We start from the raw sequence: 13,752 nt of genomic DNA on the forward strand, positions 1-13,752 counted from the left end.
CGGCCCCGCCGACCCGGGCCCGGCCACCGGGCGCACCGGGGGGGACCTGGGCTCCGCCCTGGAGCACGGCCCCCGGGGCCGGCCCGGGCCCCCCGGGGGGCGCCGGGCCGGCCCTCCCGCCTCTTCGCCCCCCCCATTTCCACCCCCCATCTCCTCCCCCTCCTGAACTCCCACCGAGAGGTGAACACATGAGCAGCGCGGTGCCGCCCGGCGGGGCGGGCCCCGGCCTCGACGACCCGCGCGGGACGGTCGAGGCCCAGGCCGCCCGACTGGCCGCGTCCGGCCTCGACACGCCCGGCCCCTACCTGATCGGGGTGCGCCACCACGCGCCCTCGCTCAGCGCCGTCGTGCCCGCCCTGCTCGACGCCGCCGCACCCGAGGTGCTGCTGGTCGAGCTCCCCGCCGAGTTCCAGCCCTGGCTCGGCCTGCTCGCCGACGAGGCCACCACGGCCCCGGTCGCCCTCGCCGCGGCTCCCGCCGCCGACCGCTCGGACGAGGACGCCGACGGGATCGGCGCCGAGGCCGGCCACGGCACCGGCCTCGCCTTCTACCCCTTCGCCGACTTCTCGCCCGAACTGGCCGCCCTGCGCTGGGCGCGCCGCCACGGCGTCGAGACCATCGCCTGCGACCTCCCCCTCGCCGTCCGCGACCGGTACCGCGAGCGTGAGCACCACCACCCCGACGGTGAGGCCCGCCCCGGTGTCGCCGACGCGCTGCGCCACCGCCTCACCGGGCGCGACGACGACGAGGACCTCTGGGACCGCCTCGTCGAGACCGCCGCCCCCGGCTCCACCCCGGAGGCCGTCCGGCGCGCCGCCCTGCTGGTCGGCTGGGCGATGCGCCAGGACGCCGAGGACGGCCGCGGCGTCGACCCCTACGACCTGCGGCGCGAGGCCTGGATGCGCGAGCGCATCCGGGAGGCGGGCGCCGGCGGCCGCCGGGTCGCCGCCGTCATCGGCGCCTTCCACGCCCCCGCGCTCACCGGGGACGAGCCCGCCGCGCCGGCCGAGCGCCCGGCCGAGGCCGCCCCTGACGCCCGGCACGTGGTCTCCCTGATCCCGTACACCTATCCGCTGCTCGATGCCCGCTCCGGCTACCCGGCCGGCATCCGCGACCCCGAGTGGCAGCACACCGTGCTCGACGCCGGGGGCGATCCGGACCGGCTCGCCGAGGCGCTCGTCCGCACCGCCGTGCGCATCTGCGAGGCGCTGCGCTCCCAGGACCACCCCTCCGGCCCGGCCGACGCGCGCGAGATCGTCCGGCTCGCCGGTGACCTCTCCCGGCTGCGCGGCCTCGCCGCCCCCGGGCGCGGCGAACTCGTCGAGGCGGTGCAGACCGTCCTCGCCCAGGGCGAACCCCTCGGCCGCGGCCGGGCGGTGGCCCGCGCGCTGGAGAAGGTCCTGATCGGCACCCGCACCGGCGAGCCCACCCCGGCCGCCCCGCGCAGCGGGCTCGCCCCCGCCGTCGAGCGGCTGCTCGCCGAGCTCGGCCTCCCCGGCCCCGGCGACACCGCCGAGTCCGCCCCCCGTGAACTCCGCCTCGACCCGCTCCGCTCGCCCCTCGACCGGCGCCGCGAACTGCTCCTCCACCGCCTCGGCGCGTGCGGTGTCCCCTACGCCGAGTCCGTCGAGACCACCGGCGCGGGCGGCACCGAGACCCTCACCACCCGTTGGCGCGTCCGCTGGACCCCGGCCGTCGCCGCCATGCTCACCGTCGCCGGAACCCGGGGTGTCACCCCGGCCCAGGCCGCCGAGGGCGTCCTGCGTGAACGGCTCCGCCGCGAACAGCAGGCGGACGGCCCCACCGCCCGCGAAGTCCTCCGGGGCCTCGCCGACGCCGCCGCCTGCGGCCTCCCCGCCCTCACCGGCACCCGCCTCACCCAACTCACCGCCGTCCTCCCCGCGAGCGGCACCCTCCCCGACCTCCTCGACGCCCTCGCCCTCCTCGACCGCCTCACCGCCACCCACCACTCCACCCACCCCGACACCCCCACCCCCGCCCTGCCCACCGGCACCGGAGCCGCCACCTCGTCCGCTGCGCCGCAGGTCCGGGCGGACCTGTCCGCCGGTTCGGGGGCCGGCGACACGTCGGCTGCGCCGTACGTCGGGACGGACCAGCGCGCCGGTTCGGTCCCGTCCTCGGATGGCGCGTTGTCCGCTGTGCCGCAGGTCCGGGCGGACCTGTCCGCCGGTTCGGGGGCCGGCGACACGTCGGCTGCGTTGCAGGTCGGGACGGACCCGCTTGCCGGTTCGGTCCCGTCCTCGGATGGCGCGTTGTCCGCTGTGCCGCAGGTCCGGGCGGGCCTGTCCGCCGGTTCGGGGGCTGCTTCTGCCGCGTCCTCCGGCGGGGGGCTGCCGGGCGAGGTCGCCGCGTCCTCCGGGGGAGGGGCTGCGGGGATGGCCGGCGAGGGATTCCCGGACGGGGCCGGTGGCCCCTCCGCGCAGCCGGGCCCGGACGAGGACCCGGCGCTCGCCGTGCTGGCGGCGGCGGCCGAGGTGGTGACGGTGGCGGCGGTTCGTCAGCTGGAGGGACTGGGCGGGTCCGACGAGGCGGACGACGCCCGGGCGCTGGTGGAGCTGGCGCGGCGGGCGGACCTCTCAGGAGGCGTGCGGCTGCGGCACACGCTCACCGAACTCGCCGACGGCGGAAGCCCCTTGGTGCGCGGTGCGGCCGGGGCGGTGCGGGTGCTGCTGCGGCAGGAGGATCCGGCGGTGTTCGGCGACCGGACCGCCTCCTGGGTCGACGGCGCCACCGGGCCCGAGGCCCGGCACGCCCTCGGGCGGTCCCTGGTCGGGCTGCTCACGGCGGCGGAGGGACTGTTCTCGACCGCCCCCGAGGTGCTCGAACCGGTGCTGGAGCGGGTGGTCGGCCTCCCCGACACCGCTTTCCTGGACCGCCTGCCGGCACTGCGCGGCGGGTTCGACACGCTCAGCCCGGCCGCCCGCGACCGGTTGCTGCACCTGGTCGAGGAACGCCTCGGCACCCGGTTGGACACCCTCCCCGCGGAGCTGCCGCCCGCGCTGCTCGCCGACTGGTCCCGCGCCGACCTGGCCGCCCGCGCCGCGCTCGCCCGCCGCGGACTGCTGCCCGCGCCGCTCCCGGCACCCACGACGGACGCGCCCATGACGGACGCGCCCACCACGGACGCGCCCACGACGGACGCGCCCACGACGGACGCGCCCGCCCACACCCACGAGCACACCGGCACCCACGCCCTCGGCCCGGCCGAGCGCTGGCGGCTGCTGCTCGGCCGACCGGGCAGCGGCGGCCTCGGCGGCCGGGCCTCGCGCCTGGCGATCGCGCTCGACGAGCTGTACGGCACGGGCCACGGCGAGGGCTCCGGCCCGGGTCTGGACGGCCGCGGCGGTGCGGGCGGCAACCGGGGCGGGCGCGAGGCGCCGTACCCGGGCGTGCGCGAGTGGTCCGAGGAACTGGAGGCGCTGTTCGGGCCGGGTCTCCGCGAGGAGGTGCTCGCGGCCGCCGTCGCCCAGGGCCGCGGGGACGTGCTGGAGGCGGTCGACCCGGACGCCGTCCGCCCGTCGGTCGACCTGCTGCGGGCCGTCCTGGAGCACGCGGGCGGCCTGCCCGAGGCCCGGTTGGCGGCGCTGCGTCCGCTGGTCCGACGCCTGGTCGACGAGCTGAGCCGGGAGCTGGCGACCAGGCTGCGCCCCGCCCTCACCGGAATCAGCGTGCCGCGCCCGAGCCGCCGCCCCGGCGGTGGTCTGGACCTGCACCGGACCATTCGCGCCAATCTCGCCACCGCCCGCCCGGTCGACGGTGACCCGGGCGCGATGACGATCGTGCCGGAGCGCCCGGTCTTCCGGACCAGGGCCCGGCAGGCGTCCGACTGGCGGATGATCCTGGTCGTGGACGTCTCCGGCTCGATGGAGGCGTCGACCATCTGGGCGGCGCTGACCGCCTCCATCCTGGCCGGGGTGCCCTCGCTGAGCACCCACTTCGTCGCCTTCTCCACCGAGGTGGTCGACCTGACCGACCGGGTGACGGACCCGCTGGGCCTGCTCCTGGAGGTTCAGGTGGGCGGCGGCACGGACATCGCGGGCGGACTGCGGTACGCGCGGAGCCTGGTGACCGTGCCGTCCCGCACGCTGATCGCGGTGGTCAGCGACTTCGAGGAGGGCGGCCCGGTCGGCGGGCTGCTCGCGCAGACCCGGGCACTGGTCGGCTCCGGCTGCCACCTGCTGGGCTGCGCCGCACTGGACGACACCGGGAACGCCCGGTACTCGAAGGCGGTCGCGGGCCAACTGGTCGCCGCCGGGATGCCGGTGGCGGCGCTCAGCCCGCAGGAACTGGCCCGCTGGGTGGGGGAGAAGGTCCGATGACGGAGGTGGCAGGGGCAGTGACGGTGACGGGCACGGACGCGCAGTGGCCGGCGGTGCGGCCGGAGGTGGTCGCCGAGGTGGTGGCCGGGCTGTCGGCACGGTTGCAGAAGCGCCTGGACGGCGCCGCCGCCAAGCTGGCCGGGCGGCCGGTGGAACGGGACGGCGAGGACTGGCGGATCGCCCTCGACGAGGAGACGGTGCTCGTGCTGCACGCGCCGGGCGGGGTGCTCGCCGACCAGGCGGACGTGCGCTGCGGCTGTCTGCTGGCGCCCGCCTGTGTGCACCGGGCCGCGGCGGTCACGGTCTGCCCGCTCGCGGACGACGAGCCGCCCGCCGAGCCGCCAGCCGAGCTGCCCACCGAGGCGCCGTCGCCCGACCGGACGGACCGGGAGAGCTCGACGGACCGGACGGCCACGGCACCTGAGCCCGGCCCCGCCCGGCCCGCCGGGGCCGCGACCGCCGGGGCCCCCACCCCCGCCGAACGGGCCGCCGCCGAGCACCTGCACCGGGTGGGCGCCGCCGTGCTGGCGGCGGGCGTCGGCGGCGCGGGCGCGGTGCTCCAGGCGGAGCTGCTGCGGGCGGCCCACCGGGCCCGGCTGGCGGGCCTGTACCGGCCGGCGGCCGCGGCGGTGGCCGTGGTCACCCGGATCCGCGCCGCCCGCTCGGGCGAGCCGGACCACCGGCTCGCCGACCTGGTGGCCGGTCTGCGCGAACTCCTCGGTCTCAGCACGGCGCTGGCCCTCGCCGCCACCCCGGCCGCCACCCCGGACGCCGGGCCGGCCGTCGCGGAGCTGCGCGGCACGGCCCGCCAGAGCTATGCGCCGGCGGGCGGCCTGCGGCTCTACGGGTTGTTCTCCGAGCCGGTGCTGACGGCCACCCACGCGGGGGTGCTCACCTGGGCGGTGGACGCGGGCGGCGGGCTGCACACGATGGCGGAGATCATGCCGCACAGCGACGCCGCGGCGGCGGCGCCGCAGGCCGTGGGCGCCGGGAACCGCACGGTGCGGCTGGGGGACGCGATGCTCAGCCACCGCGAGTTCACGCGGGCCGGGCTGGCCGTGCAGGGGGCGACCAGGTCGCCGGCCGGACGGCTCGGGGCGGGCGCCTCGGTCCGGGCGGTCCGCGTGGCGGGCGCGGCCTGGACGGCGGAGCCGCTCGCGGGGCTCTGGGGCGAGCCGCGGGCCGCCCAGGTGGCCCGGGCCCTCGCGGCGGGGGCGCTGCCGCCGGAGGCCCGGCCGGCCGGGAGCGAGCTGCTGTTCCTGGACGTCACGCTGCTCGGCGCGGTGCCGTACGGGCCGGGGGGAGAGGCGCGGCTGCTGGCGGAGTGCGAAGGGGTGGTGCTGGCGCTGCGCGCTGCGCACGACCACCCGGGGCTGGCGCACCGGGGCAACCTGGCGCTGCTCGCCACCGCCCCCGGCCTGCGGCTGCGGGTGATCGGCCGGCTGGAGCGCTCGGCCCGCCCGGAGCTGCGGCTGCTGGCCGTCGGCCTGCCGCCCGCGTCCGCGACCCCGGAGGAGCCCTCCCTCGCGCTGCCCGCCGACCGCGCGGGCCGGGTCAACCTGGGCCTGGAGCGGCTCCAGACGGCGGACCTCGTCCTTCCGCCCGCCACCGGCCTCGTCGACACCGGCCTGCCCGCCACCGGCCCGACCGGGTCCGTACCGCCGGCGCCGTCCGGCGTGCCGGCCGCCGGTGAGGCTCCGACCACCCCCGTGCATCTGCTCGCCCGCCGGGTGGAGCAGGCGGTGACCGGCGGCCGGGCCGCGCTGGCGCTCGGCTCCCGGGCGACCGGGGGCGACCGGGCCCGGCTGCGTTCGGCGGGGCTGGCCACCGGTGCGGCGCTGCTGGACGGGCTGCTCGCGGCGGCGGCGGACCAGCCGCGCGACGTGTTCGGCCGGGTGGTCACGGACGACCACGGCGCCTTCGCGGCCGCCTGGCTGGCGGCGGCCTGGTACGAGGAGGAACTGGCCTCGGCGCTCTGCGTGACCGGTTGGGAGCCCGGAGAAAACTAATTGCACAAGCAGGTAAGCCGCGCTGAGTGGCATAATCGGGCAGAGAAGGACGTTCCACCGCGTGAGCGGAACCGACCACAGAGAGGCGAGCCATGGGGATCCAGGACGACGCCGCCGAGATCCGCGCCGGCGGCTGGCGGACGCTCGCCGCGCTTCACGGGCTGATCGACTCGGCGCTGGAGAAGACGCTGCAGGCGGAGCACCGGCTCTCGGTGGTCGAGTACACCGTGCTGGAGGCGCTGTCGCGGCAGGACGGCTGGCACATGCGGATGCAGCAGCTGGCCCGCGCGGCCGCGCTGAGCAGCAGCGCGACCACCCGGCTGGTGAGCCGGCTGGAGGAACGGGGGCTGCTCAGCCGCTACCTCTGTGCGGACGACCGGCGCGGCATCTACACCGAGCTGACCCCGCAGGGGCGCGAACTGCTGGCGGCGGCCCGTCCGACGCACGACGCGACCCTGGAGGCGACGCTCACCGAGGCCGCCGACCTCCCCGAGCTGGCGCCGCTGGTCCGGGCCCTGTACGAGCTGGAGCTGGCCCCGACGGTCCCGGCCACGTCCTGACGGGCCGGCCCTCCCCGGGGCCCGGGCCTGCCCGGCCCGTCCGGGTCGCCCGGGTCGCCCGGTTTCACCGGTGCGCGGCGAGCGCGTCCCGGTGGACCCGGTCGAGCAGGGCGAGCAGCAGTTCCTTGCTGGACGCGCGCTCCCGGACGTCGCAGAGCACCACGGGGACGTCCGGGTCCAGGTCCAGCGCGCGTCGGACGTCCTCGGGGGCACAGTCGCGGCGCCCGTAGAAGCAGTTGACGCCGACGGCGAAGGGGATGCCGCGCTGCTCGAAGAAGTCCACGGCGGCGAAGCTGGACTCCAGCCGCCGGGTGTCGGCCAGCACGATGGCACCGAGCGCGCCGAGCGCCAGGTCGTCCCACATGAACCAGAAGCGGAACTGTCCCGGGGTGCCGAACAGGTAGAGCACCAGGTCCTCGCGGACGGTGATCCGCCCGAAGTCCATCGCCACGGTGGTGGTCGACTTCTCCTGGACGCCGTCGAGGCTGTCGACCCCGATGCTGGCGCGGGTCATCCGCTCCTCGGTCTGCAACGGCTCGATCTCGCTGACCGAGCCGACCATGGTGGTCTTGCCGACGCCGAAGCCGCCGGCGACGAGGATCTTGACCGCGCCCGGCACCAGGCTCTGGGTCGTCACGTCGGGTCTCCTGAAAGGGGGAACGGGGCGGGGCGAGGGGAAGCGGGGGCGGCCGAGCGGGGCGGCTCAGAGCCGCCGCACGCCCTCGATCACGGCCTGGATGAGCGCGATGTCCGGCGCCTCGGCGAGCTCGACGGGCGCCCGGGTGAGGATCATCCGGGCCTCGGCGAGGTCGTCGAGCAGCACCTTGACCACGCTCACCGGGAGATCCAGGACGGCCGCGATCTCGGCCACCGCGAGCGGGCGTTCGCGGCAGAGGTCCAGGATCGCGGCCGGCTCGGGCGTCATCCGGCTGGTGTCCGTGCGCGGGTCGGCGGTGACGACCAGGGTGATCAGCGCGAAGCCGTCACGGACCGGGCCGGTGCGCCCGTTGGTGATGGCGTAGGGGCGGACCAGGTGGCCGGCCTCCTTGTCGAAGAACCAGGCCTCGGCAGCGTCGACGGTCACGCACCGCCACCCGCATCCGGTTGGCCGGCGTCGCTGCGCGGCGCTGCGGTGAGGTACTGGCCGACCTGCTTGACGAGCATGTTGATCTCGTAGGCCATCAGCCCGGCGTCGACCGCCTCGCTGGTGAGCACGGCGAGCCGGGCGCCCTGGCCGGCGGTCGTGACGAACAGGAACAGCTGGTCCATCTCGATCACGGTCTGCCGCACCCGCCCGCCGCCGAACCGCTGGCCGGCGCCGCGCGCGAGGCTCTGCAGGCCGGAGGCGACGGCCGACAGGTGCTCGGCGTCGGCCCGGTCGAGGCCCTGGGAGAGCCCGACCAGCAGGCCGTCCTCGGAGAGCACGATGGCGTGCCGGGTCTCCGGGACGCGTGCCACCAGCTGGTCCAGCAGCCAGTTGAGGTCGCGCTCGGTGTCGGTGTGCTGCGTCGTCATCGCTGTTCCTTAGCTGTGGGGGGCGCGTCCGGGTCGGGTGTGGCGGCACGGGCCGTGCGGGTGCCGTGCTGGATGGCGGCCATGGTGGCCCGTGAGCGCTGCGGCGAGGGGTCCTCGCCGGGCTGCGCGGGGGAGCCGGGCGGTCCGTACGGGGCGGTGGGGGACGCCTGGGACTCGCGCAACTGTTCGGCGAGGCTGGCGTTGCGGACCCGCCGGGGCAGGACGCGCGGGGTGCGAAGCTCACCCTCGGGCCCGTACTCCGCCAGGGCCTCCTCGGGACGCTGGTGCGTGGGAGCGGGAGTCGGCGTGGGTGCCGGCGATCCGGCCTGTGCGGCCGACGGCTCGCCGGTCCCGCCCCAGAACCCGGCCCCGCCCCCGAGGACGTCCGGGCCGGGCTCGCCCGCCGGGTCCTGGAACGGCCGGGGCCGTCCGGGCCGGGCCACGACCACCGCGCCCGGCAGGCCGGGGATCGGGGAGCCCACCGGCAGACCGCCGTTGACCGCCGGATCGCCCTCGTCCTGCGCGCCGCCGTCCCGCGCGCCGCCGTTCGCAGGGTAGTGCGCGACCAGCTCGCCGATCACGACACCGCCGTCGACCGCCCCGCCACCGCCGACCCCACCGACCCCTCCGGCCTCTGGGGAGACGGCCGGCCCGGGAACGGCCACCCGGCCCGATGCCGCCACCGGCTCCGCCACCGGCCCGGGGCCGGGCAGCCCGTCGCGCACCCCGGAGAGCGCACCCGGCACCTCCCGGCCGCCCGCACGGCCGCCCGCACGACCACCCGGCGCGAGGCCCGCGCCCGAGCCGCCGTCTGTCCCGGCGCCCGCGCGGCCCGTCCCGGCCCCCGTCCCGATCCCGGCCCCCGCCACCGTGTCCGCCCCGGCCCCCGGCCGCAGGTCCGGCACCGGCGAGCGGGTGACCCGGGCGCCCGCCGGCAGTCCGCTGAAGGCGCACGGCGGCTCGGCCTGCTGCAGCAGCACCGCCGGCACCAGCACCACGGCCCGCGTCCCGCCGTACGGCGAGGGCCGCAGGGTGACCTGGACGTCGTGCCGGGCGGCCAGCCGGGCGACCACGAAGAGCCCGAGCCGCAGGTCGTCGCCGAGCGCGGAGACGTCCAGCTCGGGCGGGTTGGCCAGGTAGTCGTTGAGCCGCTGGTACTCCTCCTCGACCATGCCGAGGCCGCGGTCCTCGACCTCCACCACCAGGCCCTTGGGCACCTCCTGCGCGGAGACCTGCACCTGGGTGTAGGGCGGGGAGAAGGTGGTGCCGTTCTCGATCAGCTCGGCGACGAGGTGGATCACGTCGGCGACCGCCTGACCGCTGAGCGAGGTGCGGGGCACGCCCTGGACGACGACCCGCGAGTAGTTCTCGGTCTCGGAGACGGCGCTGCGCAGCACGTTGACCATGGGCACGGCGTTGCGCCAGCGCCGGGCGGGCAGCGCGCCGCCGAGGATGACCAGGTTCTCCGCGTTGCGCCGCATCCGGGTGGCGAGGTGGTCGACGGCGAACAGCTCGCGCAGCAGGTCGGGTTCCTCGTGCTCGCGCTCCAGCGCGTCCAGCATGCTGATCTGGCGGTGGATCAGGATCTGGGTGCGGCGCGCGATGTTGAGGAAGACCTTCTTCGTCCCCTCGCGCCCCTGGGCCTGGTGGACGATGGCGGCGACGGCGGCCTGCCGGATGCCGGCGAGGCTGTCCGCGGCCTGCTGGAGTTCGTCGCCGCCCCGCCGCGGCGGGGTCCGGGCGGGGGGCGGCACGGGGACCGACTCGCCCGCCCGCAGCCGGCCGACGACCCCCGGGATCTCGTGCTGGGCGAGCGCCAGGGCGTCGACGTGCAGGGCGGCGATCCGGGCCGGCAGGGTGCGGGCGGTGCGCAGACCGCGCACCAGGCTCCAGAGCAGGACCACGCCGACCGCCGCGCTGCCGGCGTACAGGGCGGTGCGCTCCCCGGCGTCGCGCAGCAGGTAGGCGGCGTAGCCCCAGGCGGCGGCGAGGCCGAGGCCCGGGACCAGGGCGAGGGCGAGGAGCGAGCTGCGTAGGGAGCCGGACCGGCCGGCGCGGTGGCCCGTCCGGGGAGCCGATATGCCTGGCATCTGATTCCTTGTAGCAGGGCGAACGGCGGGGTGTCCGTGTGCGGTCCGGCCGGGGCTGCTGGGGTGCCACGGCCGACGGTGCCCGGAGGGTTGCCGGAGGTGGTGACCCGTGGGGTCACCGTCCGGACGGATGCAGCACGGCCGCCGACTTCAGGCACGCTACCAGCCCCGGGTGCCCTTCGGGCAACATCAACTGACCATATGTGAACGCCTGATGACAGCGTGTCGGGAACACCGGAGGGTGTCCCTCCGGGCATTCGCACTGGTCAGCGAAGTGCGGCGAGTGCCGGGGGAGCGCCGGACGGCTTTCCGGCGGCCGGATCCGGCCGCCGGAAAGCCGTCAGGGACAGGTCAAGGAATGGAATCCCGCGGTCAGCCCGCCAGCGGCATCCGCAGCACGGCCGCCGACCCGGCCTGGAGCTCCGCCTCCGCGCGCGCCTCGCGTTCGGCCGCCTCGCTCCACGCCCAGCCCGCCAGGCCGGCGAGTTCGGCCGACCACTGCTTGCCGTAGGTGCCCGAGGCCACCTGGCCGAGCCGCAGCCGCTGGACGTCCGAGGTGCCGGCCGGCGGGTAGGTGTGGGTGGCGTCGCGCAGGTAGCGCTCGATGTGGAACTCCGCCTGCAGCCCGCGGGCCGCGTGGATCTCCATGGCGTTGCGCGCCGAGTCCATCGCGTACTCGGTGTTGATCAGCTTGGCGTTCATCAGTTCGGCGTCGCAGGCCTTGCCGTGGTCCAGCAGGTGCGAGGCGTGGTACGCGGCGAGCTTGGCGGTCATCAGCCGGGACTGCATCTCGCCCAGCTTCAGTGCGATGTTGGGCAGTTGGGAGAGCGGCTTGCCGTAGAGCATCCGCGCCTCGGCGAACCGCACGGTGTCCTCCACGATCGCCACGTGGAGGCCGAGGGCGACCGCCGCCAGGTTCAGCCGCCCGTACAGCGTGGACGAGGAGTAGGCGACGTCCAGGCCCTGGCCCTCCCGGCCGAGCAGGTTGCCGGCCGGGATCCGGCAGTCCTCGAATACCAGTTCGCCGAAGCTGAAGCCGTGCAGGCCGCTCTGCGAGCCGAGGGCGCCGGTGCGGAAGCCCGGGCGGTCGCTCTCGACCAGGAAGGCGGACAGGCCCCGGCTGCCCTGGCCGGTGCGCAGCACCACGCCGTGCACGTCGCCGATGTGGGAGTTCCCCACGAACCACTTGCGGCCGTCGAGCACGTACTCGTCGCCCTCGCGCCGGGCGGTGCCGCTCATGCCGAGCACATGACCGCCGGACTCCGGTTCGGTGACGGCGATCGTGGGCAGCGCCGCTCCGGAGGCGAACCTGGGCAGCCAGTACCGGCGTTGGGCGTCGTTGCCGAAGTGGATGACCTTGGCGACGCCGAGCTGCGAGGCCTGCGCCACCGCCCCCATGGCGCCGCTGACACGGGACAGCTCCTCGACGATGACGGTCTTGGCGAGATGCCCCAGCCCCAGCCCGCCGAACTCGCGCGGGATGGTCACTCCGATCCAGCCCCGGCGGGCGATCTCCCGCGCGAGTGCGAACTCGACCTGGCGCTCGGCCTCCATTCTGGCCACCTGCGGGCGCACTTCCTTCTCCGCGAACTCGCGCACCTCCGCACGGAGGTGCTCGTGTCGTTCGTCGGTGAAGTAGTCCATCGCCATGCCCCGGTCCTCTCGGGTTCGGTTCGTTCGGTGGAAGTGCCTCCGTCCGTGCAGCCGATCCGCTCGGCCGCCGAGGGCGTGGGGGAGGTGACGGTGGCGGCCGGGTGCCCCGTTGCATCCGGGTGCGCGCGGAGTGCCGGCGGTGGCCCACGCTGCCCATGGGGACCGCCGATTTTCGGCAGGGCTCATTGTCATATGTGTGTCGAAAGTGCTCTACGGAGGATCTTGGATTGGCGCGATCGGGTCGTTCGGGGACTGCCGAGGGTTGAAACGCCGGAAGAAGGGGATACGACGTTCCCCCGATTCCCGGATCCACCGGAGCCGAGGGTTCCGCTTCCGGTTCCCCTCCCGTTCCCGTCCGGAGGTCCGCCCGCCGTCTCGCCGTCCGCCGTGTGGCTTTGACGGAGCATCAACAGGCGCGGTGGTGCGGACGGAGAAAGCCGAAGGTGCCGGATGTCTGATTACATGTGCGCCATGACTGATGTGATGAGCACTCAAGGCCAGTTCCCGGGTGCCGCCGGGGAGTCGGAGCGGGCCCGCAGGCTTCGCAGCCTGGGCCTCGACGAGCCCACCGCGGACGAGGCCTTCGACCGCTTCGCCCACCTGGCCGCCAGCATCACCCGCGCCCCCATCGCGATGGTCAACTTCATCAACGACGAGCGCCAGATGTTCCGGGGGCTCTACATTCCGCCAACCTCCCCCGACATTCCGGCCGACGAGGGCTCCTCCTGGGCCGACCGGGGCATCGCTTTCGACCTGCCGACCCGTCAGATGCCGCTGAGCCACGGCTTCTGCCCCCACGTCGTCGCCCAGCGCTCCCCCCTCGCGCTGGACGACATCCTCGCCTACCCCCGGTTCTCCGGGAATCCGGTCGTCGACGAGCTGGGCGTGCGCGCGTACCTCGGCGCCCCGCTGGTCGACGACACCAACACCGTCATCGGCACCGTCTGCGTCCTCGACCGCGAACCCCGCCAGTGGGGCCGCGAGCGCCTGCGCGACATCCAGCACCTCGCCGAGGCGCTGCTCTCCGAGATCCGGCTGCGCGACAACCTGCTCGCCCAGCAGCAGGAGATGTTCGCGGCCTTCGACGGCTCGCCCTTCCCGATCATGCTCACCGACGGCCCCGGCCAGGAGATCCGCTACGCCAACGCCCAGCACGCCGAGGTCTTCGGCGCCCCGGCGGCGTACGGCACCATCGGCCAGGCCTACCCCCAGCTCGGCGCCGCCGGCCTCCAGCAGGCGGTCTCCGAGGCCTACCGCACCGGCCGCGCCACCGTCCTCAACGACGTGCGCGTCCAGTCCCTGCGCCCCGACGCCCAGCGCGGCCAGCAGATCTTCAGCTTCACCAGCAGCCCGCTGCGCGCCGTCCGCACCGGCCAGGTCAGCGGCGTGCTGACGGTCGGCATGGACGTCACCGCGCAGTCCCGCACCGAGGAGGAGCTCGGCACCCTGGCCGCGCTCCTGGTCGACCGCCTCCAGCAGAGCGGCGGCGCCTCCGCCGTCCGCCCGGGCACCGGCGGCGGCGACACCGGGCTCGTCCTGCCGGCCTGAGCACGGGCCGCCCGGACCACCCGGTCCGGTCTCCCAC

Annotated in this window: 9 protein-coding genes; 4 read left to right on the forward strand and 5 right to left on the reverse strand. The window is 76.2% G+C overall.

The genetic code is table 11. The annotated features are described in order from the left end of the window. Nucleotides 1-188 precede the first annotated feature (188 nt). The 3 genes from ACFVVL_RS06640 to ACFVVL_RS06650 all read left to right on the forward strand — a co-directional run bounded on the left by ACFVVL_RS06640 (nucleotide 189) and on the right by ACFVVL_RS06650 (nucleotide 6,909). Nucleotides 189-4,340 (forward strand): DUF5682 family protein, encoded by a 4,152-nt coding sequence (locus tag ACFVVL_RS06640; protein ID WP_387671763.1) that lies wholly within the window; start codon nucleotides 189-191, stop codon nucleotides 4,338-4,340. Next, nucleotides 4,337-6,349 (forward strand): hypothetical protein, encoded by a 2,013-nt coding sequence (locus ACFVVL_RS06645; protein WP_387671765.1) that lies wholly within the window; start codon nucleotides 4,337-4,339, stop codon nucleotides 6,347-6,349. The genes ACFVVL_RS06640 and ACFVVL_RS06645 overlap by 4 nt, the downstream gene beginning before the upstream one ends. Nucleotides 6,350-6,441: 92 nt before the next feature. Next, nucleotides 6,442-6,909: a MarR family winged helix-turn-helix transcriptional regulator gene (locus ACFVVL_RS06650; protein ID WP_380289571.1), complete on the forward strand. Its 468-nt coding sequence runs from the start codon at nucleotides 6,442-6,444 to the stop codon at nucleotides 6,907-6,909. A gap of 64 nt (nucleotides 6,910-6,973) precedes the next feature. On the opposite strand, the gene ACFVVL_RS06655 is transcribed toward ACFVVL_RS06650, so the two are convergent. From ACFVVL_RS06655 to ACFVVL_RS06675, 5 genes are all read right to left on the reverse strand, one after another. Beyond that, a complete protein-coding gene (locus tag ACFVVL_RS06655) occupies nucleotides 6,974-7,546 on the reverse strand; it encodes an ATP/GTP-binding protein (RefSeq protein WP_380289573.1) in 573 nt (190 codons plus the stop codon). A gap of 66 nt (nucleotides 7,547-7,612) precedes the next feature. Continuing rightward, entirely contained in the window at nucleotides 7,613-7,993 is a 381-nt protein-coding gene (locus tag ACFVVL_RS06660) for a DUF742 domain-containing protein (protein ID WP_380289575.1), read from the reverse strand. Next, nucleotides 7,990-8,424, reverse strand: a complete 435-nt coding sequence (locus tag ACFVVL_RS06665) for a roadblock/LC7 domain-containing protein (RefSeq protein ID WP_380289577.1) — start codon at nucleotides 8,422-8,424, stop codon at nucleotides 7,990-7,992. The genes ACFVVL_RS06660 and ACFVVL_RS06665 overlap by 4 nt, the downstream gene beginning before the upstream one ends. After that, nucleotides 8,421-10,514 (reverse strand): ATP-binding protein, encoded by a 2,094-nt coding sequence (locus ACFVVL_RS06670; RefSeq protein ID WP_387671767.1) that lies wholly within the window; start codon nucleotides 10,512-10,514, stop codon nucleotides 8,421-8,423. The genes ACFVVL_RS06665 and ACFVVL_RS06670 overlap by 4 nt, the downstream gene beginning before the upstream one ends. Nucleotides 10,515-10,886: 372 nt before the next feature. Beyond that, complete coding sequence (locus ACFVVL_RS06675) at nucleotides 10,887-12,158, reverse strand: acyl-CoA dehydrogenase family protein (RefSeq protein WP_387672199.1); 1,272 nt, start codon at nucleotides 12,156-12,158, stop codon at nucleotides 10,887-10,889. A 480-nt stretch (nucleotides 12,159-12,638) separates the two neighbouring features. Between ACFVVL_RS06675 and ACFVVL_RS06680 the strand changes: the two genes are divergently transcribed. Beyond that, nucleotides 12,639-13,715, forward strand: coding sequence for a GAF domain-containing protein (locus ACFVVL_RS06680; protein ID WP_380289583.1), 1,077 nt, complete (start codon nucleotides 12,639-12,641; stop codon nucleotides 13,713-13,715). Nucleotides 13,716-13,752: the final 37 nt, after the last annotated feature.

This window comes from Kitasatospora sp. NPDC058115, from assembly GCF_042884635.1.
Classification (GTDB): domain Bacteria; phylum Actinomycetota; class Actinomycetes; order Streptomycetales; family Streptomycetaceae; genus Kitasatospora.